This window comes from Streptomyces sp. NPDC005195, from assembly GCF_040608315.1.
Taxonomy (GTDB): domain Bacteria; phylum Actinomycetota; class Actinomycetes; order Streptomycetales; family Streptomycetaceae; genus Streptomyces; species Streptomyces kaempferi.
Genome location: NZ_JBEXHZ010000068.1, coordinates 1 through 18,848 on the forward strand (window position 1 = coordinate 1; position 18,848 = coordinate 18,848).

An 18,848-nucleotide genomic window follows, 5' to 3' on the forward strand; every position below is an offset into this window, starting at 1 on the left:
CGACAGCACGACAGGCCACTACTCCCACCGAATCACCGACCTCACGCCCGACCAGCGGAAACGCGGCGATCACGTCCGGAAAGACAACAACTTCTGAGGGTAGGGACAAACATCCAGGGGCTCGGCCGGCCGATCGGACCAGTGCCACCAGATGTGGCCCTCCGGGCACTTCCAGGCATGGCGGCACACTCGCCGCTTGTCCTCGTCGCGAAGAGACAGGACAAGACCCAGGCTCTTCAATGCCTGCCCGCAGTCCGGGCAGGTCAGCAGGTCTGAAGTGTGGTCCACGCCGGCCAGGCTAGCTCACCCGATCCAGACTGCCGTTCGACCAACACCCCTCAAGATCGGAACGACAACAGCGACTGAGGTCGAGCGTGCCCATGTCGCCTCAGAGTGTGGAGAACACCGCGAAGTCGGGCTGCCCCGCCGACTGCAAGGTGACGGCGCAGCAGATATCGGCCACCCGGTTGCCGCCCTGGTGGAGCACGCGGCCGACCTGGCCGAATCAATCAAGCCAAGGTTGCGTGGCTGGCTCCACGCCGCAATGGTCCCCACTTCGTTGATCGTCGGCGTCGTGCTCATCTTCCTGGCTCACACCCCGCAGGCAGCCTGGGCCTGCACGGTGTATTCGGTCACCGCCTGGATGCTGTTCGCAACGAGCGCTGTTTACCACCGCGGTACCTGGGGTCCGCTCGGCGAGGCTCTTCTGCGACGGCTGGACCACGCCAACATCTTCCTGATCATCGCCGGCACCTGCACCCCCCTGGCCGTGCTCCTCCTCCCGCCGGACCAGAGATCAGTGCTGTTGTGGATCGTGTGGGCGGGCGCGTTGGCCGGCATCGCGTTCCGGGTTTTGTGGGTCGGGGCCCCGCGCTGGCTGTACACCCCCTGCTACCTGGCCCTGGGATGGGCACCGGTGCGCTACCTGCCCGACTTCCTGCACACCGGCGGAGCGGCCGTACTCACCCTGATCGTGGCCGGCGGTCTCCTCTACAGCGCGGGCGCGGTCGTCTACGCCCTGAAGCGCCCTGACCCCTCACCCCTCTGGTTCGGCTTCCACGAGGTCTTCCACGCGCTGACCGTGGCAGCCTTCACCGCGCACTACATCGCCATCTCCCTGGCCGCCTACTGACCGCGACCCCGTACGGCTCACGCCGCTCGTCACACACGTCGCACGACCAGGGCGATCTCCCTGTCCATCACGTGGAGTGGGAGTCAACTGTGCGGCGGCCCGGTTGTCTTCGGGCGCTGCCTCGCGATCGGCTCCCCGGGCCGGCGTGAGTTCAGGAAGGCCGGGCGGTGACGTTCGACGCCGCCCGGGGCGGAAAGTCCCCAGGCCGAGAACATCAACTCCGTCCGGCCTTCCCGTCCGCGCCAGCAGCATCCGGCTGCCTCAGGACCGCCTGTGCGGGTTCACCCCGACAGCGGGACGCCGGCCCGTTGTCGACGGTGGCGGATCCTGGGCGGCCCCGATGGTGTCGAGACGGGCCGATGGGGCCGATGCCGATCACCGGAATAGTTGTTCCTTTGAGCCGGGAACAGGTCCGCTCTTCCTGAGACGCTGCACTTAGGACGGGGCAATGAGGTCTTCTCAGCAACGTGACGGTTGCGGCGTGTGATCGCCGGTGCGTGCGCGGGATGGTGACCCTGCGTCAGACGCGTGTGAAGCCCCTGGTAAGAACGGGTCTGCCAAGATCACGTTCCGTACAACCAGAGGCTTCACGTGCCGTCCAGTATCACCTACACCGCTGTCCTCGATGTCCGCAGGGAGACCGCCGAGCACCTCGCAATGCTGCTGCGCGGCCATCGCGACCGGCTGGGAACCCGCAGGGGCACACGGGCGCTGGGCGTCTTCAAGCAGGCCGTGCTGATGCTGCGCTGGTTCGTCGACGGCACGCGTCTGGTCCAACTCGCCCGTGACAACGGCATCTCGCTGCCCACGGCCTACCGCTACCTGCACGAGGGACTGACCGTGCTCGCCGACCACGCGCCGGACCTGTCGACCGCGCTGGAGCGGGCCGCAGCGGCCGGATACACCCACCTCAACCTGGACGGCACTGTGATCCGCACCGACCGAGTGGCTGCGGCCGGCCCCAACAAAGCCGACCTGTGGTGGTCCGGGAAGCACAAGCACCACGGCGGGAACGTGCAGGTCATCGCCGCGCCGGACGGCTGGCCTGTGCGGGTCTCACCGGTTCGCCCGGGCCGCGAGCACGACACCACCTGCGCCCGCACCCACGGTCTGGTCGACGCACTCGACCGGCTCGCCGCCACCCTGGGCATCCCCACCCTGACCGACCTCGGCTACGAGAACATCGGCCCCGGCTTCCGCCACCCGGTCAAGAAGCCCCAGGGCGGCGAACTCACCGAGCACCAGCAGGCGTTCAACAAGGTCATCCGGGGCATCCACGGCGTCGCCGAGCGCGCCAACGCCCTGCTCAAGGTCACCTTCAAAGCCCTGCGCCGGGTCAGCCTCGACCCCGCCGCCATCACCCGGATCGCCCGAGCCGCCCTCGTTCTGCTCCAGATCGAACACGGACGCACCACCTGACGAAACTCACGAACCGTCACGAGAAGTTACCGAGAAGACCTCAATATCTATGACGGTGAGGTGAGGGTTTGACGTGTCATGCGGAGAGTGTTTTTGCCGCATCTAATAGAGTGGAGTTATTTACCGTACGCGTGCCGCTACCCCATGCTACTGTCGATCCCAGTTGCAGTTGTGGTTCCCAAACTTCAAGCACCTTCGCCAATATTTTCTGGTCGTTGGAAGCTTTTTCGTAATTCCGGTCGTTTTCCGGGGCGGGGCATCATCTCAGCGACCCGGTATCCGCGTGTCGCGGGTCCCGGCGTACCGCCCTAAGGAGATATACCGTGGCGTCAGGCACCGTGAAGTGGTTCAACGCGGCCAAGGGTTTCGGATTCATCGAGCAGGACGGCGGGGGTGCCGACGTGTTCGCCCACTTCTCGAACATTGCCGCCCAGGGCTTCCGCGAGCTGCTCGAAGGCCAGAAGGTCACCTTCGACATCGCGCCGAGCCAGAAGGGCCCGACGGCCGAGAACATCGTTCCCGCCTGACGCCGACGCGCACTTCGTGGTTGGGGCCCGCATCCCTCGGGTGCGGGCCCCAACCACGGCATTCCCACAGTGGTGTCACCTGAACACTGCCCGCATCCCGGGCCCGTGTTCCTTTCTTCAGGGATCTGCGCGGCGCCGCAACCAGCCGATGTCCGGGTTCTACACCCGTATGACGTCACCTATTTCGCTTCTTGCGCCCCTCGCTGGATCTGCTGCAAGCAAAATTCCTTTTCGCATTCCATTCGGCCCGTTCTTGTGATTCCCTGCGCCGCTCTTTTGCTGCGGGAATTCCTTGGTACGTGCCGCGTATCAAGGAAGGTTCTCGATGAACCCCACACGTACGAACAGCCGATCCTCCAGCCGCTTCTCACGCTCCCGCCGGACCGAGGCCCCCGCTTTCGACTCCGGTGCCGGGTCGAAGCGGGGCGCCCGCTTCGGCTCGTCCGCCCCGAGCCGTTCAGGGGGTCCGAGCCGTTCGGGCGGGCAGGGCCGGCGGCCCGCCGTGGTCCAGGGCGAGTTCGCTCTGCCGAAGACGATCACTCCCGCGCTGCCCGCGGTCGAGGCGTTCGCCGATCTCGACATGCCAAGGCCGCTGCTGGCAGCGCTGACGGCGCAGGGCGTGAGCGTCCCGTTCCCGATCCAGGGCGCGACCCTGCCCAACACCCTCGCGGGCCGCGATGTTCTGGGGCGTGGCCGCACCGGCTCGGGCAAGACTCTCGCCTTCGGCCTGGCCCTGCTGGCCCGCACCGCCGGACAGCGCGCCGAGCCCCGCCAGCCGCTGGCCCTGGTCCTCGTGCCGACGCGTGAGCTGGCCCAGCAGGTGACCGACGCACTCACCCCCTACGCCCGCTCGGTGAGGCTGCGCCTGGCCACCGTCGTCGGCGGCATGTCGATCGGCAGGCAGGCCAACGCTCTGCGGGGCGGTGCGGAGGTCGTCGTCGCGACGCCGGGCCGTCTCAAGGACCTCATCGACCGCGGGGAGTGCCGGCTGAACCAGGTCGCGATCACCGTCCTGGACGAGGCCGACCAGATGGCCGACATGGGCTTCATGCCCCAGGTCACCGCGCTCCTGGACCAGGTCCGCCCCGAGGGCCAGCGGATGCTGTTCTCCGCCACCCTCGACCGCAACGTCGACCGCCTGGTCCGCAGCTACCTCACCGACCCGGTCGTCCACTCCGTCGACCCGTCCGCGGGCGCGGTCACCACGATGGAGCATCACGTGCTGCACGTCCACGGCGCCGACAAGCACCGCACGACGACGCAGATCGCGGCGCGCGAGGGCCGGGTGATCATGTTCCTGGACACCAAACACGCCGTCGACCGGCTGACGCAGGATCTGCTGAACAGCGGTGTCCGCGCCGCCGCCCTGCACGGCGGGAAGTCGCAGCCGCAGCGCACCCGGACCCTGACCCAGTTCAAGACCGGGCACGTCACCGTGCTCGTGGCGACGAACGTCGCGGCACGCGGCATCCACGTCGACAACCTCGACCTCGTCGTCAACGTCGACCCGCCGACCGACCACAAGGACTACCTCCACCGCGGCGGCCGTACCGCGCGGGCCGGGGAGTCCGGCAGCGTCGTCACCCTGGTCACCCCCAACCAGCGCCGCGACATGACCCGCCTCATGAACGCCGCCGGCATCGTGCCCCAGACCACCCAGGTCCGCTCCGGCGAGGAGGAACTCAGCCGGATCACCGGCGCCCAGACCCCCTCCGGTATCCCTGTGACGATCACCGCCCCGGTGACAGAGCGGCGTCAGCGCAGTGCCTCCTCACGGGGCCGGCGCAGCCCCGCTTCGGCTGCCCGGCGCGTGAGCGGGCGCCAGACCTCCTTCGACGCGGCGGCCTGAAGACTTCGTGATCCGGATGTTGACCCACTCATGCAGGAGGCACCTTTTGACGCTGGTTCAGATGCAGCCCGGCCCCACGCGTGCCACCCCCGTGCACAGGACGGTCGCCGACGCCATGGACGCCGCCGGACCGCAGGTGTGTGACGACATGACCGTAGAGGTGGCGCTGTCCGTCATGACCAGTGCCCGCACCGGGCACCTGCTCGTCTGCGACGACAGCGGCCTGTGCACCGGACTGCTCACCCAGGCCCAGCTCACCGCCGCCCGTGACAGCTCCGCGTACCCGGACCGGGTCCAGCTGCGCGATGTCCTCGGCGACCGCGGGCCGTTCACCTCGCCCGTGACCACCATGGCCGAAGCCGAGCACGCGATGCGCCGCAGCAGAATCGATGCCCTGGCGGTGGTCGACGAACACGGCAGCGCCTTGGGCGTCCTCGCCCTTGCCCGGTGAACCGCCTCACCGCGGCAGAACCGTCCCCCTCTCGTTCTTCTCCCTGTGAGGCTTCATGCGCTGTGTCATCGCCCGCTTCCCGTTCGACCTCACCAAGAGCGGCGTCCTGCAATCGATGAAGGGCGTCAAGCCCGAGGAAGTCTTCGGGGCGTCCGTGATCGTCGGCCGTCGCACCTACCCCGTCAAGCAGGTCGGCCAGGTCATCACCCGCCAGGACCGCCGCGACTTCAGTGCCGGAGAAGTCCTGCGGGCCATGACCCAGCTCGGCTTCACCTGCCGCGACCTCTCCCAGACCGCCGCACCCACGCGCACACTCAGCGCGTTCCAGGAGGCTTCCGCGATGCTCGGGGCTCCCGCGGCAGTCTGACCGACGGGCAGGCGCGAGCCGCCGCCGCAGCAGCAGTGAGCTTCGCGACCGGCACCGTGCACTTCAGTGCCATCCTTCTGGCTGCCACATGAGGCACATGCGGCAGCGCAGGGCACCGGAGGCTGGACCTGACCGCCCACGGTGCGAGAGCGGTAACGACCGGGTAGCTGGGTACCCGGGCTCATGCTGGGACACGTGGTGCCATATGGCCCGTTCGGTGCTGGACTGGGCACCCGCGTGTCCGGGACGCGAGTCCTGAGCGGCATTGAGTCGAGGAGTGAGGAGACGTCGTGACCGCATGGGAGTGGGGCGGGGACGGCGGGCGCGCCTCTCGTACTGCGGGCGACAGCCTCAGGGGCAGGGCATTGACGCTGGCGGGGACGTTGGAGGCGGCGGAGGCTGCGGCGCCCTTGGAGTCGCTCGACGTGGTCGCGCGCATGCTCAAGGAGCGCCTGGGGGCGGCGTCGGTGTCGTTCCTGATCACCGACTTCAACGGCAGCTCGGTCGTACGGCTGGGCGATGCGGGCAGTGTCGAGACCGGGACGCCGTCCAGCTGTCCGTCACCGATGCCATGGGCCACGACGTCGCCGCCGCACTGCTGGCCACCCTGGTGGTGGGCGCCCTGCGCCGGGCACGGAGGGCGGGCGCCGGCATCGAGGAGCAAGCCCGTCAGGCCGACCAGGCCATGCGCGAGCACGGCCACGGAGGCTACGTCACCGGTCAGCTGCTGCGGATCAGTCTGCTCGACGGCAAGAGCGAGTTCATCAACGCCGGGCACCCCTGGCCGCTGCGGATGCGGGACGGGAAAGTGCAGCAGATCGTCCCGAAGGTCGATCTGCCGTTCGGCTTCCAGCCCCCGCACCCCTATCGCGTGCAGTCGCTGGACCTGCGACCCGGCGACCGGCTGGTGATGCTGACGGACGGCATGCTGGAACGCAACGCCCGGAGCCTGGACCTGTCGGACCTGATCGTCAGCACCCGTGCGCTGCACCCCCGAGAGGCCGCTCGCACCCTCATCGGGGCGATCGCCGACGCCGGCCACGGTCACCTGGAGGACGACGCGACCATCATGTGTCTGGACTGGCACGGACCGGGCCACTCCCAGCGGGACGCCGCCACCGGCGCTAACCTCACCGACGCCTCACCACCGGGACGACCGGCTACAGGGCGATGATTTGGGGCTCGCACGCTTCGCGCTCGCTGCCGGTCAGATGACGCTCTGATCGCTGCTGCGGGGTGAGGCGGGTGCCGCCACTCTGGTACAGGAACTGGCGGACGTGGTGCATCGGCGCGCCAAGCGCCCGCCCGATCAGCTGAACGACTGGCTCCGCGCCAGCGTCTCCCAAAGCTCGTCCTGCTGAACTGGCGAAAGTCCGTAGCCACGCCCTGTGTCTCCCCGACCCCATGATCATGCGTGGGTGGTGCGTTGATCACTTGGGGGTGCCACCAATTCGTGATTGGGGCCGATGTTCCCAGCTGGTGGCCGGGGGCGGTTTATGTGCACGCCCCGCACGTGTTGGTGAGATCGGCCGGGCCGCCATGTGCGGGGCCTGGGGCCGGATCACCTCGTTGAGCGGTGCGGTCCCGTCCTGGTGATCATTCGATGTGTCCGGTGTCGGGGTCCACCTGCGAGAGGAACTCCCGGATGGCCTCCTTGAGTTGTTCCGTGCTGGACTGTGCCGGAGGGCGGGTGCTGAACCCGAACCCGTAGTGCGGGTCGGGTCCGGTCAGCCAGATGAAGTGGTAGGTGCCCGGCATGCCGTCCGGCTGGCTGACCTCGAACTCCTCGCAGCAGGCAGGACAAGATCCATGACTTCGAAGTGACGGGCGCGGCTGCCTGGCCGTACGGCCAGGGCGCTTACATGTGGAACGCGCTGGACTGGCTGCGCAATACGCACCGCTACCCCGTCGTCGGCCTCAAGCCGTTCATCCTGCCGGCGGGCGTCCTGTCCTTCATCCAGGCACCGGACATCATCCACGCGTCGCGGATACAGCTGACCGGGACGCAGACCACGAGCGACCTGCACGACATGATCTCCACCGCCACACGCGGCATCAGCTGGGACTGCGCCTGCCGAATATCTCATCCGAGCAGTTCAGGCGGCATGCCGGTACTCGTGGATCACTCCGCCGAGCCGGTCGTGTCGGCGTATGTCGAGGCGGGTGATTCGTCCGGGATCGGTGATCGGTTCGGGGACCGCGCGCAGTGGTGCCGCCTGGTTCATCGCTTGGTGGGGCCGGTGTGCGTTGTGATGCTGTTCGAATTCGCGCAGGGCGTGGCGCAAGTGACGCTCGTTCCAGATCAGGGTGCGGTCCAGGAGTTCGTAGCGGCAGGTCTGCACCCAGCGCTCCATGATCGAGTTCATTCGCGGCGTCCGGATGCCGGCGAGCACGACCTTGATGCCGGCGTCGGCGAGGATCTGGTCGAAGAGGGCTGGGAACTTCGCGTCCCGGTCGCGGATCAGGTACGTGACGCTGGCTCCGACATCCTCAAGGTCCATGACCAGGTTTCGGACGGCTTGGCTGACCCAGCGCGCGCTGGGGTGCACCGTAGTGCCGAGGATCCGGACGCGGCGGGTGGCGTGCTCGATGACGGCGAGGATGTACTGGCGCTGGCCGGTCAGGGTGACGGTCTCGATGAAGTCGCACGCCAGGAGCGTGTCGGCCTGGGAGCGCAGGAAGTCGGCCCAGGTGGTGGCGCTGCGATCGGGCGCGGGATCGATGCCCTCGGCCTTCAGGATCTCCCAGATGGTGGAGGCGGCGATCTTGATGCCGAGGGTGGCGAGTTCGCCGTGCAGCCTGCGGTAGCCCCACGACGGGTTCTCCCGAACCAGGCGCAGGATCAGGATGCGGATCGAGCGGACGGTGGGCGGGCGACCCGGCCTCTGCGGTCTGCAGGTGCGGGCGTGGCGCTGCTTCATCAGGTCGCGGTGCCATCGCAGCACGGTGTCCGGGCGGACCAGCAGCCGCAGGCGGCGCAGAACTTCGCGTGGCAGCGGTGCCAGGAGCGCGGCGAGGAAGGCCCGGTCCTCCGGAGCGAACTTGACTTTGCCAGTGCCGAGGTGCCGCTCGAGGACGGTGATCTGATGGCGCAGCGCGAGGATCTCCACCTCCTTGTCGCGGTCGCTCATCGACAGCAACCGCAGGGCAGCGAAAGCGTTGGTGACAGTCAGATAGGCCAGACGAAGTAGCACAAGTGACGATCATGCCCTGGCCCGGAGCGGGCCCGCTCTGCGGGGCAGGTCCGGCTCGACGCGTCCCGTGACCTGCGCGGATGACATTGTCGGCAGACGCAGTGTCCGTGCATGAGGACAGGGCCTCTGGTGCAGTTCGGAGTTGCTGAGACACCGAGCACGCCAGGAGGCCCTGTTGTCTATGTTGTACGTGGTCGAGGGCGAGGATCTCAACTCGTCGGTCGTGTCGTGCGATTGTCTCGCTCACCGGTTCGGGAACGCAGCCGATCAGCCTGGCCGGGCGCCGGCGTACAGCACGGATCTGACGGACATCGAGTGGCGGGAGATCTGTCCGCTGCTGCCGGTGCCGGGGTGGCTGGAGGGCCGGGGCGGACGCCCGGAGGGCTACTGCCACCGCCAGATGCTCGATGCCGTCTTCTACGTCCTCGACAACGGGATCAAGTGGCGGGCGATGCCGGTGGACTTCCCCGTCTGGGACCGGGTCTACGCCTTCTTCCGACGATGGCGCGAGGCCGGACTGATCGCCGAGCTCCACGACCGGCTGCGCGGGAAGGTCCGCGAGCAGACCGGGCGGGAAGCAGAGCCGACGGCCGCGGTCATCGACTCGCAGTCCGTGAAGGCCGACGCGGTGGTCGGCGCCGGCAGCCGGGGCTACGACAGAGGCAAGAAGATCAACGGCAGGCGCCGGCATCTGATCTGCGACACGGTCGGCCTGCTGCTGATGATCAACGTGACCGCGGGCGACGTCACCGACCGACAGGCGGCCACCGACATGCTGCCCGCCCTGCGTGAGCGGTTCCCCACGATCACCAAACTATGGGCCGACGGCGGCTATACGGGAACCCTGATCACCTGGGCCCTGGCCGTCCTGCACCTGGTCGTCACCGTGATCAAACGGAGCGACGACACCTCCGGCTTCGTGGTGCTGCCGCGCCGATGGGTGGTGGAGCGGACATTCGGCTGGCTGATGCGCTCGCGCCGGCTGGCCCGCGACTACGAGCGGCGGCCCGACTCCAGCGAGGCGATGATCCTGTGGTCGATGACCATGCTCATGACCCGCCGCCTCGCAGCCCGGGCACGAGCGTGAACCGCCCCGACGGGTCCTTGACCAACCAGCCCCGCTCCGCCATCCGAACCGCCTTTGACCGCACCCCCTCGACCTTCGCCGGCACACGCTCCAGGCCGAGCGCCGAAGTGATCTCTCCGCAGGCCAACGCCGCCGCAGAGGCGGCCAGGACCGAGACGATCCGCTGATAGTCCGGCGACAGCGCCGATACCTCGACGCCTTCACCCCTGACCGGCACCACCGACCCCGGCACCCTCCCGCCCTTCGGCGTCGGCGTCGGCGTCGGCGTCGGCGTCGGCGCAGTGTTCTCCACAACCGGCACCGCCGTCTTCTCGACGTCAGCACCACCGCCCGGACCAGCGAGAACCTCGATGAGAACCTCCCGCGCAGTCACGAACCGTTCCCAGAACAGCTCCGCGTCGCGCAGCTCGGCAAGGATCCGGTCCGCCTCCTCACGCAACACCTCAACCCGCTGCCGGGCACCCCGTTCCCGCTCCTCCAGCAAACCGACCACCGACGGCATCCCCGAACCTCCGCGACCAAGACGACACGACGTGTCCTGTCTGCCACAGAACCCGCCACACCATGCCTGACCAGCAGAAAGTCAGCGATCAAGTACGGAAAGACAACAGCCTCTAACCAGGAGGCGTGGACCGGAGTGTGGACGAGGACGGCGTTCGGGTAGGCGGCTCTCAGCCGGTCGGCGGCCTTCTTGCCGCGGTGGGAGGAGCCGTTGTCCACGACCCAGAACACGCGTTTCGCGCTGGCGTAGGGCTCCTGGGTCATGACCTGGTCGACCAGGGCCATGAACGGGGTGATCCCGGTTCTCGCTTCGCAGCGGCCGAACACCTTCGCGCGGTGGACGTCGTAGGCGGCCAGGTAGGCCAGCGCACCGCCGCGTCCGTAGGTGTGGTTCACCCGCATCGCCCTGGCCTGGCCGGGGGCCAGGGTGGGGTGGCAGCGGCAGCGCGCCTGGATGGAGGTCTTCTCGTCCGCGCTGATCACGTACTCGTCGGCGCTGAGCCATTCGCCGTCCCAGGTGCGGGCGTACAGATCGAGGACGCGCTCGGCCTTCGAGCGGAAGGCGGGGCCGGCGATGAAGATCCAGGACTGGTACTGCCAGGGCTTGAGCGCGTCCTGCTTGAGCCAGCGCCGCACGGTGGAGGCGGAGATCGCGCCGGCGATGGCGCGGGCGACGACCTCACGGGCCAGTTCCGGGGCCGACCAGCGCGAGAGCGGGGTGCCACTCTCCGCTGGCAGTTGACAGGCCAGGGCCCTGACCTGGGCACTCTGTAACGGTGTGAAGGCGGCCGGGCGCCCAGAACGCTTGCGATCACCCAGGGCTGTCAGTCTGTGGGCGGCGAAACGGCCGCGCCAGGTGCGGACGGTGTCCAGATGCAGCCCGGTCTCCCGGGCGATGCGGGCGTTGGAGCGATTGCGGGCCGCGTGCAGAACGACCTGGGCACGCTGACGGAGCCGGTGCTCGGTCTTGTGACCGTAGGCCATCTTCTTGAGCCGCTCGCGTTCCGAGGCGGTCAGGGCTATCGGGCAGGCGGAGGCAACGGGCAAGGCGGGCACGCCGATCACGAGAAGTGGATCACGACAGGGCGCATCCTGCCGCACTCCGCACTTGGCCCTGCGGCAGGATGTCTGCTGTGCCCACACCCTCGGAACACACCCGCCTCCAGCTCGAGTTGTACCTGAACATGCGCGCCGAAGCGGCCTGGCCCCAGCTGGCCGGCCTGCATGTCCGCCACCGGGGCCAGTACGCCTACGTGGAAGGCGAACTGGCCGACGGCGAGCGCCTCAGGCTGATGCGCCTGCGCTACACCGGCACCACGATCCGATGGGGCTTCGCCCTCCACGACCCCGCCGGCGACCGCTACCAGGACGCCCTCCTGCCCACCGGCAGCCACAGCGGCACCCCCGAGGACGCCCTCGATACCGCCTGCCACCTCCACCTCACCGGTCTCGACACCTGACCACGGGCAAGCGCACGCCAAGCCCGACGTCAACCCCCGAAGGACTTACGACGCAGACCACTAAGCACGTCAGGTGTTTGCAGACAGGGACGGTGGGTGATCACTGTGCGTTCGACAGCGGTGGCCAGGTTGTCCCATAAATGCCAGCGGTCGGCGACCTGCAACGCGTCCGGAGCGCCTGAGCGGGCCGCCTCGGCATAGGCGCCTGCCCGGTAGCGGCAGATCACCTCGATCCCCGGGTGCCCCGCCAGCCAGGCAGCGACAGGAGCCTTCTCCCTGCCGGGCAGCAGGTCGAGGACGGCATGGGACTCGACATCGACCAGCACCGTCCCGTATCGGCGACCACGCCGGGTGGCGAAGTCATCCATCCCGAGCACCCGCGGCGCAGGAGGGGTCGGGTCGGGCAGCGCCATCAGCACGTTCAACAACGTCACTCTGCTGACGACGATGTGGAGTACGGCGGCAAGCCGGGCACCTGCCCGGCCGGCGAGTGCCAGGGCGATCGCCCGCACCAGGGCCACCAGCACCACAGTGCGACGTCCATAGCGGATGGTCAGGCCCTCCACCTGTTCGGCAAAGGTCCGACGCGCACAATCAGCGACATCGCAGAACAACCGCCGCACCAACAGGTCGACGACCACTGGATGCCCACCCACGGCAGCATCTGCCAGATGGCGCCGATACCGACTGTGGACCCGGTACGAACTGACCCCACACGACGGACATGGAAGCGCACCGTCCAGGGTGCGGGCCTTGACCCGCACCACACCGTCCTCTACCCACACGCGTTCCACCCGCACCGTCTCCAGGTGCGGGAACACGATGCCCAGCAAGTCAGCACACATGGCAGACCATGCCACCGGAATGACACTCCGTCACCCCGTCACGGAAATCTTGACAGAGCCTCTCCATGACGCCGCCGCACGCGATGACCTGGTCACAGCGCGGCCGGACCCCGGTGGTGCGGGTCCGCGGCCGCTCCCGCAGACGGATTTCCATCGCCGCGCTGACCTGCTACAGACCCGGTCACCGCTCCAGGCTCATCTACCGGCCCCGCCATGACGACGGCCGTCGCGATAGGCGCAAGAGCTTCTCCTGGCGCGACTACCGGGACCTGTTGATTGCAGCACACCAGCAGCTCGGCGGCCCGATCGTGCTCGTCTGGGACAACCTCAACGTCCACAAGGCCGCCGACCTGCAAAAGTTCGCCGAGGCCCGGGACTGGCTGACCATCTATTATCTGCCGCCCTACGCACCCGACCTCAACCCCGTCGAGGGAATCTGGTCCCTCCTGCGACGCGGCTGGCTCTCCAACGTCGCCTTCAGCACTCCCGAACACCTCGTCCAGCGCATCCGGCGCGGCCTACGGCACATCCAGTACCGCAGCGAACTCATAGACGGCTGCCTCGCTGAGACCGGCCTGACAATCAGACCCACCTGAGTAACTCGGCCACATCACGAGTTCAACCTCAGTAACGCAGGGCGACCGCGAGTGCCTCGGCCAGGGTCACGGGCGGGCGGCCGATCAGGCGGCGCAAGTCGCCTGAGTCGGTGTACATCTCGCCGCGGTTCATGCCGCGGTCAGCGTCAGCGAGGACCTCCGCCAGCTCGGCAGGTAGGCCCGCAGCGGCCAGTACCTGGGCGAAGTCGGTCACCGGGAGGTCAGAGTAGGTCACCTGCTTTCCGGCCGCAGCGGAGATCGCGGCGGCGAGCTCAGTCAGGGTGAAGGATTCGTCGCCGCCGAGCTCGTACACGGCGCCGGTGTGGCCTTCGGCGGTGAGGACGACCGCTGCGGCCTCGGCGTAGTCGGCGCGGGACGCGGCGCTGATCCGCCCCTGGCCTGCGGCGCCGACGACGGCGCCGTTCCGCAGGATCTGCGGCAGTTGGCTGGTGTAGTTCTCCAGGTACCAGCCGTTGCGCAGCAGCACGCTGGGGATTCCGCGGTCCCGCAGATACTCCTCGGTCTCGCTGTGCGTGGCGCCGAGGACGGTGGTGGCCGTGTCCGCGTGCGTCCAGCTCGTGTACGCCACCAGCGACACGCCTGCGGACGCTGCGGCGTCGATCACGCGGCGGTGGTTGGCGACCCGCTCGCCCACGGGGAGCGAGGCCGAGATCAGCAGCAGCCTGTCCGCACCCGCGAATGCCTCGGCCAGGCCGTCGGTGTCCGCGAAGTCGGCGCGGCGTACCGTGATGCCTCGGTCGGCCAGGTCCTTGATCCTGGCGATGTCCCGGCCGGTCGCGATGATGTCCGCGGCCAGGATCCCGCGCCGCAGCAGTGCCTCGATGGTGAGTCTGCCCAGTTGGCCGGTGGCTCCAGTGACGACGATCGGCATGATGGTCATTCCTTCCTTCCTCGCGTGCCTCGCACGCCTGCCGCGGTCCGTCCGCGACGGGATGGAACACAGAATGACCTGGACACTCTCTGCTGGGGAGTAGCCACTTATTGGTAGGGTACTTACCACGCCGATAGCATTGAGGTGAGACGTATGACGGCTCTCGAGAACGTGACCGGGCCCATACCGTCATTCGATCCGTACGAGCGCGGCTGCCCGTCGCGGGACCTGCTCGACCAGATCGGCAGCAAGTGGGCGGTCCTCGTGTTGGGCGAACTCGGCCGGAAGGGGACCTCCCGGTTCGGCCAGCTCCGGCAGGCGCTGGCGGGCGTGAGCGAGAAGATGCTCACCCAGACGCTGCGCACCCTCGAACGCGACGGGCTGGTCAGCCGGACCGTCTACCCAGAGGTGCCGCCACACGTGGAGTATGAGCTGACTGCGCTCGGCCAGACGCTGCGGGAACCGCTGAAGGCGCTCTCGGAATGGTCCGTGCTGCACATCGAAGAAGTCATCACCGCCCGCGAAGAGTACGACGACCGCACTGAGCGCACCCGGTAATCGGCAGCGGCCGGCGGTCTGGTCATAGACGGCTGCCTCGCCGAAGCCGGCCCGACAATAAGACTCACCTGAGCAACCCGGCGACACCACGAGTTCAACCTCAGTAGCGGTAGTTCGTTGAATCCGGTGGTGGCGTGGGTTGACGGCAGGTCGGGTTGGTCGTAGGCCGGTGGTAGGAGTCAACTGCCTTGCTGGGGGCTGAAGATGACCGCTCGCCGTCCGTGTCCGCCTGCGCCGGGTCCGTTGGAGGAGTACGCGGCCCGGTTCGACGACCTCTTCTTCAGCCTGGCCCAGCGGCGAGGGTTTCGCGAGTACCTGACCGGGCTCCTGGCGCCGCGGGAGCGGAACAAGACGATCACCTGCCTGGCAGGGGCGGAACCGGTGGTAGGTGCGGGGGTGCAGCGGCTGCAGTTCTTCCTGTCCGAGTCGCCCTGGGAGGCCGAGCTGGTCAACGACCGGCGGCTTGAGCTGCTGCGCGAAGAGTCGGCGACGGCGCCGCACGACGGCGGGGTCATCGTGATCGACGATTCCGGGGACCGCAAGGACGGCACGGCCACTGCGCACGTGGGCAGGCAGTGGCTGGGCCGGCTGGGCAAGACCGACAACGGCATCGTCACGGTGACCACGGTGTGGACCGACGGCCGCGTGTACTACCCGCTGCACGCGACTCCCTACACCCCCGCGCATCACTTCGCCCGCGGCCGGTCCGATCTGGCCTTCCGTACGAAACCGCAGCTGGCTGCTGCCCTCGCAGCCCGCGCGAAGGCGGCGGGCTTCGGCTGCCGGGCGGTGGTCGCCGACTGCGCCTACTCCGTCAGTGACGACTGGTACCTCGCACTGCGCGAGGCCGGCCTGGCCTACGTGGTCGCCCTCAAGCCGCACCGCGGCACCTGGGCTCCGACAGACCAGCCGCACACCCCCATCGAAGCGGCCCACGCCCTGACCTGGCGCGATGCCAAGCGTCCCGGCGACTGGACACCAGTGGAGCGTCACTTCCACGACGGGCACACCGAAACCTGGTGGGCCGCCGATGCCCGCCTGGGCGGCTACGGCCCCGACTCACCCTGCCGCCTGATCGTAGCCACCACCGACCCGACCGGCCTGCCGGAGAAGGCCACCTGGTACCTGGCCACCAACCTGCCCCATCCCGACGCACCCCATGCCACCACCAGCCCGCACCCGCCGGCCGACCTCGCCGAGATCGTCCGCCTCTACGGCCTGCGGCCGTGGATCGAACAGAGCTACAAACAGATCAAGGACGAACTCGGCTGGGCCGACTTCCAAGTCCGCTCCGACCGCGCCATCCGCCGCCACCAGACCCTGGTCAACTGCGCCTTCTCCTTCTGCTGGGACCAGTGGTTCGCCCCACCGGACCCCTGGATGCCACCGCGCCGGATCCCTGCCCCAACGACGGGCCAGAGAGACATCTCAGGGGCTTAAGAAGTCAAGCCGCGGCCGTCAGTGATGAGGAGATTGGGGTGGTGAAGGCATGCTGCTCGTCGAAGTGCTGCCGGGTTTGAAGGCAGTGGAAGAGCTGTCCGAGCATGCGGTTGAGCAGATTGCGCTGGGCGGCTGCGTGCCAGTCCCCGTGCTCGCGGCGGCGCCGGTAGTGGCTGTTGGCGCCGGGAGATGCTGTGAGAGAGGCGAAGGCCCACAGGAAGCCCGCGTTGATGAGCCGGTCGTTCTTGACGAAGCGGCGCCCGACGAAGTGCTTCTTCCCGGAGGCCCGGGTGATGGGTGCGGAGCCAGCGTATGCCTTGAGCCCCCGGGCGTCGGCGAAGCGGGTGCGGTCGTCGCCGATCTCGGCGAGCACCCGGGCCGCGAGCTGGACTCCGAGCCCGGGGAAGGACAGGAGTATCTCAGCGTCCGGGTGCTCGCGAAAAGACGCCTCGACCGCCTCGGCGAGGTCATCAGCGGCCTGGCAGGCGGCATCCAACTGCCTGATGAGAGCCTGGAGTTGGATGCCGAAGGCGTCCTCGACGGGTGCGGGGTGGTGGGCGTATTCGGCACGGAAGACCTCTCGCAGCCGTATCGCCTCGGCATCGATGCCACGCTGGCGGCCAGCCTTCTTGAGCGCGGACCGCAGCTGGGCCAGAGTGAGGCGGGCCGCTCGGGCCGGAGTCGGCGCCAGGGCAAGGATCGTGCGGGCATCGGCGGGTCAGACTGCCGGGTCTGTGCTGGAAGGCTGCCAGGGCGGCGGGGTAGTACTCGCGCATCAGCGAGCGAGTCTGGTTGGTGATCTGCTGGCGGTTCCAGACCGCGTCCTGCTGGGCGCGGGTGAGCACGGTGATGGCCTTCGCCTGGTCAGAATCGGCGGGCAGCGGCCGGTGCATGGGCATATCGGGAGCAATGCTCAAGACCTGTGGATCGGGGCTCGGGTGGCACGCGAAGGGCGTACCTTCCCGAGTGATCGATTGAAGGTCACCGAGTGGGCCGGCGTTCGCAGCGCCGGTCGGGAAGGCACGCCCGGTGCGACGTGAAGTCACATCGCACGCAGAGTCCGCAGGAGAGGAGACGCGTCATGCGGACCTGACCAGTGACCAACGGTCAGTCCCCAGCCTCCGGTGCGCCAGGAGTAATCCCGGGGTGCTAAGCGGAGGTGGTCAAGCCCAAGGGCTCGCGGGCCATTCGCAGGCTACAGGCGAAGGGGAAGTCCGGAAGGGTGAGTGAAAACGAACTCTCGTTGACTCGTCGTCAGACTTACGCCGCTCAATGGTCAGCAATCGGCGGTGGAATCCTCTGGGGCTGGGAAGCCCGGCGTGGCAGGTCCCCATCGGGAAGGGACCTGTAGGTCACCACGGAGGACGGCGGAAAGAGAGCACCCCACCCGGACGCAACTGCACGATGTGAAACACGGAAACCCCGTACGGGTCCGGCCTCGTCAGCCGGTAAGCCGAAGGCAACAGAGGTCGAACCCCTGTGCGGGAACAGGATGGTCCAAGAAGCGAACGCCACCAGGGCGAAAGCCCAGGGGGAAGCGGCCGCCGACCAGGAGTCTCCACCTGGCGACCCATAACCCGGTGGACACCAGCCCTGTGGCTGGAGCCGAAAGGCGGCTGACGTGGACCAGGTAGGCCATGAAGAGACGACGGGCAAGCACTTGTACCGAGGCGCAAGTTGGACTGAAGGGAGGCCGCGTTGACCGAACTGGCCATCGCCGACACCTGGATGAACGGACCCGAGGGCGACGCCGAGTTCTGGCACAGCATCGACTGGAGCCAGGAAGAGACGTCTGTAAAGCGGCTGCGTCAGAGGATTTTCAGGGCTGCCCGCGAGGGTGACAGGAAGCAGGTACGTAACCTGCAAAAGCTGATGCTGCGGTCCAAGGCCAACACGTTGACGAGTGTCAGGCGGGTCTGCCAGGTCAGCACCGGAAAGAAGACGGCGGGAATCGACGGGCAGAAAGCTCTGACTCCGGAGAAGCGGGGGAAGACGGCGCGGCAGGTACTTGCCGACCCCATGTCCAACCCCAAGCCCGTACGTCGTGTGTACATCCCGAAGGCGAACGGCAAGAGGCGTCCTCTGGGTATCCCGGTAATCCGGGACCGGGTCGACCAGGCCAGGTTCAAGAACGCTCTGGAACCGGAATGGGAAGCCAGGTTCGAGGCCAGGAGCTACGGCTTCAGGCCAGGACGGGGAGCTTGGGACGCCATAGAGATGATCTTCAATGTCGCTGGGCGGAAGACCGCCAAGCGACTGTGGGTCCTCGACGCCGACCTGTCGGCAGCCTTCGACCACATCAGCCATCAGCACCTCATGGACTCCGTCGGCCTGTTCCCAGGACGACGGCAAGTTCGGGGATGGCTGAGAGCTGGGGTCATGGAGGACGGGCGGTTCACTTCGACGCCTGAAGGCACCCCGCAAGGCGGCGTCATCACGCCCCCAACGCAATGGGTAACTCGGGCATGAGTCACCCTCCGTAGCGTCTCGATCTTGATGTCGGTCCTCGGTGGCATGCTCACGGACGGGG

General features: G+C 67.9%; 17 protein-coding genes and 3 pseudogenes. 13 read left to right on the forward strand and 7 right to left on the reverse strand.

From position 1 onward, the window contains the following. Positions 1-454: 454 nt before the first annotated feature. From ABZV34_RS33215 to ABZV34_RS33245, 7 genes and pseudogenes are all read left to right on the forward strand, one after another. The gene (locus ABZV34_RS33215; RefSeq protein ID WP_356285065.1) at positions 455-1,132 is read left to right on the forward strand and encodes a hemolysin III family protein; all 678 of its coding nucleotides are present in this window, start codon (positions 455-457) and stop codon (positions 1,130-1,132) included. A 657-nt stretch (positions 1,133-1,789) separates the two neighbouring features. Then, the gene (locus ABZV34_RS33220) at positions 1,790-2,551 is read left to right on the forward strand and encodes a transposase family protein (RefSeq protein WP_356285068.1); all 762 of its coding nucleotides are present in this window, start codon (positions 1,790-1,792) and stop codon (positions 2,549-2,551) included. A gap of 323 nt (positions 2,552-2,874) precedes the next feature. After that, entirely contained in the window at positions 2,875-3,078 is a 204-nt protein-coding gene (locus ABZV34_RS33225; RefSeq protein ID WP_056786685.1) for a cold-shock protein, read from the forward strand. 325 nt (positions 3,079-3,403) lie between these two features. Then, a complete protein-coding gene (locus ABZV34_RS33230; protein WP_356285028.1) occupies positions 3,404-4,927 on the forward strand; it encodes a DEAD/DEAH box helicase in 1,524 nt (507 codons plus the stop codon). 46 nt (positions 4,928-4,973) lie between these two features. Next, on the forward strand, positions 4,974-5,378 hold the full coding sequence (locus ABZV34_RS33235) for a CBS domain-containing protein (RefSeq protein ID WP_356285031.1): 405 nt from the start codon (positions 4,974-4,976) through the stop codon (positions 5,376-5,378). A gap of 55 nt (positions 5,379-5,433) precedes the next feature. Then, entirely contained in the window at positions 5,434-5,745 is a 312-nt protein-coding gene (locus ABZV34_RS33240) for an SCO5918 family protein (protein ID WP_356285034.1), read from the forward strand. Between the two features lie 365 nt (positions 5,746-6,110). After that, a pseudogene (locus tag ABZV34_RS33245) lies at positions 6,111-6,919 on the forward strand (PP2C family protein-serine/threonine phosphatase). A gap of 422 nt (positions 6,920-7,341) precedes the next feature. Here the strand turns inward: ABZV34_RS33245 and ABZV34_RS33250 are convergent. Then, positions 7,342-7,503, reverse strand: a complete 162-nt coding sequence (locus ABZV34_RS33250; RefSeq protein ID WP_356285037.1) for a hypothetical protein — start codon at positions 7,501-7,503, stop codon at positions 7,342-7,344. Positions 7,504-7,841: 338 nt separating this feature from the next. Next, positions 7,842-8,939 carry an integrase core domain-containing protein gene (locus ABZV34_RS33255; RefSeq protein ID WP_356285039.1) on the reverse strand — a complete coding sequence of 366 codons (1,098 nt, stop codon included), beginning with the start codon at positions 8,937-8,939 and terminating at the stop codon, positions 7,842-7,844. A gap of 181 nt (positions 8,940-9,120) precedes the next feature. Here ABZV34_RS33255 and ABZV34_RS33260 point away from each other — a divergent pair, with 181 nt between their 5' ends. After that, positions 9,121-10,026, forward strand: a complete 906-nt coding sequence (locus ABZV34_RS33260) for an IS5 family transposase (protein ID WP_356285071.1) — start codon at positions 9,121-9,123, stop codon at positions 10,024-10,026. Here ABZV34_RS33260 and ABZV34_RS33265 read toward each other — a convergent pair. Continuing rightward, positions 9,989-10,468 (reverse strand): hypothetical protein, encoded by a 480-nt coding sequence (locus tag ABZV34_RS33265; protein ID WP_356285042.1) that lies wholly within the window; start codon positions 10,466-10,468, stop codon positions 9,989-9,991. The two genes, ABZV34_RS33260 and ABZV34_RS33265, sit on opposite strands and share 38 nt — an antisense overlap. Then, positions 10,396-11,583 carry an IS630 family transposase gene (locus ABZV34_RS33270; RefSeq protein WP_356285045.1) on the reverse strand — a complete coding sequence of 396 codons (1,188 nt, stop codon included), beginning with the start codon at positions 11,581-11,583 and terminating at the stop codon, positions 10,396-10,398. Before ABZV34_RS33270 ends, ABZV34_RS33265 begins: the two co-directional genes overlap by 73 nt. Positions 11,584-11,660: 77 nt before the next feature. Here ABZV34_RS33270 and ABZV34_RS33275 point away from each other — a divergent pair, with 77 nt between their 5' ends. Beyond that, on the forward strand, positions 11,661-11,987 hold the full coding sequence (locus ABZV34_RS33275; RefSeq protein ID WP_356285047.1) for a hypothetical protein: 327 nt from the start codon (positions 11,661-11,663) through the stop codon (positions 11,985-11,987). A gap of 29 nt (positions 11,988-12,016) precedes the next feature. Here the strand turns inward: ABZV34_RS33275 and ABZV34_RS33280 are convergent, their stop codons facing one another. Beyond that, on the reverse strand, positions 12,017-12,820 hold the full coding sequence (locus tag ABZV34_RS33280; RefSeq protein ID WP_356285050.1) for an ISL3 family transposase: 804 nt from the start codon (positions 12,818-12,820) through the stop codon (positions 12,017-12,019). 77 nt (positions 12,821-12,897) lie between these two features. On the opposite strand from ABZV34_RS33280, the gene ABZV34_RS33285 reads away from it, so the two are divergent. Next, positions 12,898-13,428, forward strand: a complete 531-nt coding sequence (locus ABZV34_RS33285) for a transposase (protein ID WP_356285053.1) — start codon at positions 12,898-12,900, stop codon at positions 13,426-13,428. Between the two features lie 28 nt (positions 13,429-13,456). Here ABZV34_RS33285 and ABZV34_RS33290 read toward each other — a convergent pair whose 3' ends face one another. Continuing rightward, positions 13,457-14,329, reverse strand: coding sequence for an SDR family oxidoreductase (locus ABZV34_RS33290; protein WP_356285056.1), 873 nt, complete (start codon positions 14,327-14,329; stop codon positions 13,457-13,459). Positions 14,330-14,473: 144 nt separating this feature from the next. Between ABZV34_RS33290 and ABZV34_RS33295 the strand changes: the two genes are divergently transcribed. Both ABZV34_RS33295 and ABZV34_RS33300 read left to right on the forward strand, forming a co-directional pair. Next, positions 14,474-14,878, forward strand: a complete 405-nt coding sequence (locus ABZV34_RS33295) for a helix-turn-helix domain-containing protein (RefSeq protein ID WP_356285059.1) — start codon at positions 14,474-14,476, stop codon at positions 14,876-14,878. Between the two features lie 243 nt (positions 14,879-15,121). Next, positions 15,122-16,318 carry an IS701 family transposase gene (locus tag ABZV34_RS33300; protein WP_356285062.1) on the forward strand — a complete coding sequence of 399 codons (1,197 nt, stop codon included), beginning with the start codon at positions 15,122-15,124 and terminating at the stop codon, positions 16,316-16,318. A gap of 4 nt (positions 16,319-16,322) precedes the next feature. Here the strand turns inward: ABZV34_RS33300 and ABZV34_RS33305 are convergent. Beyond that, a pseudogene (locus ABZV34_RS33305) lies at positions 16,323-17,238 on the reverse strand (transposase); the annotation flags it as partial. Between the two features lie 778 nt (positions 17,239-18,016). On the opposite strand from ABZV34_RS33305, the pseudogene ABZV34_RS33310 reads away from it, so the two are divergent. Then, a pseudogene (locus tag ABZV34_RS33310) lies at positions 18,017-18,760 on the forward strand (reverse transcriptase N-terminal domain-containing protein); the annotation flags it as partial. Between the last annotated feature and the right edge of the window lie 88 nt (positions 18,761-18,848).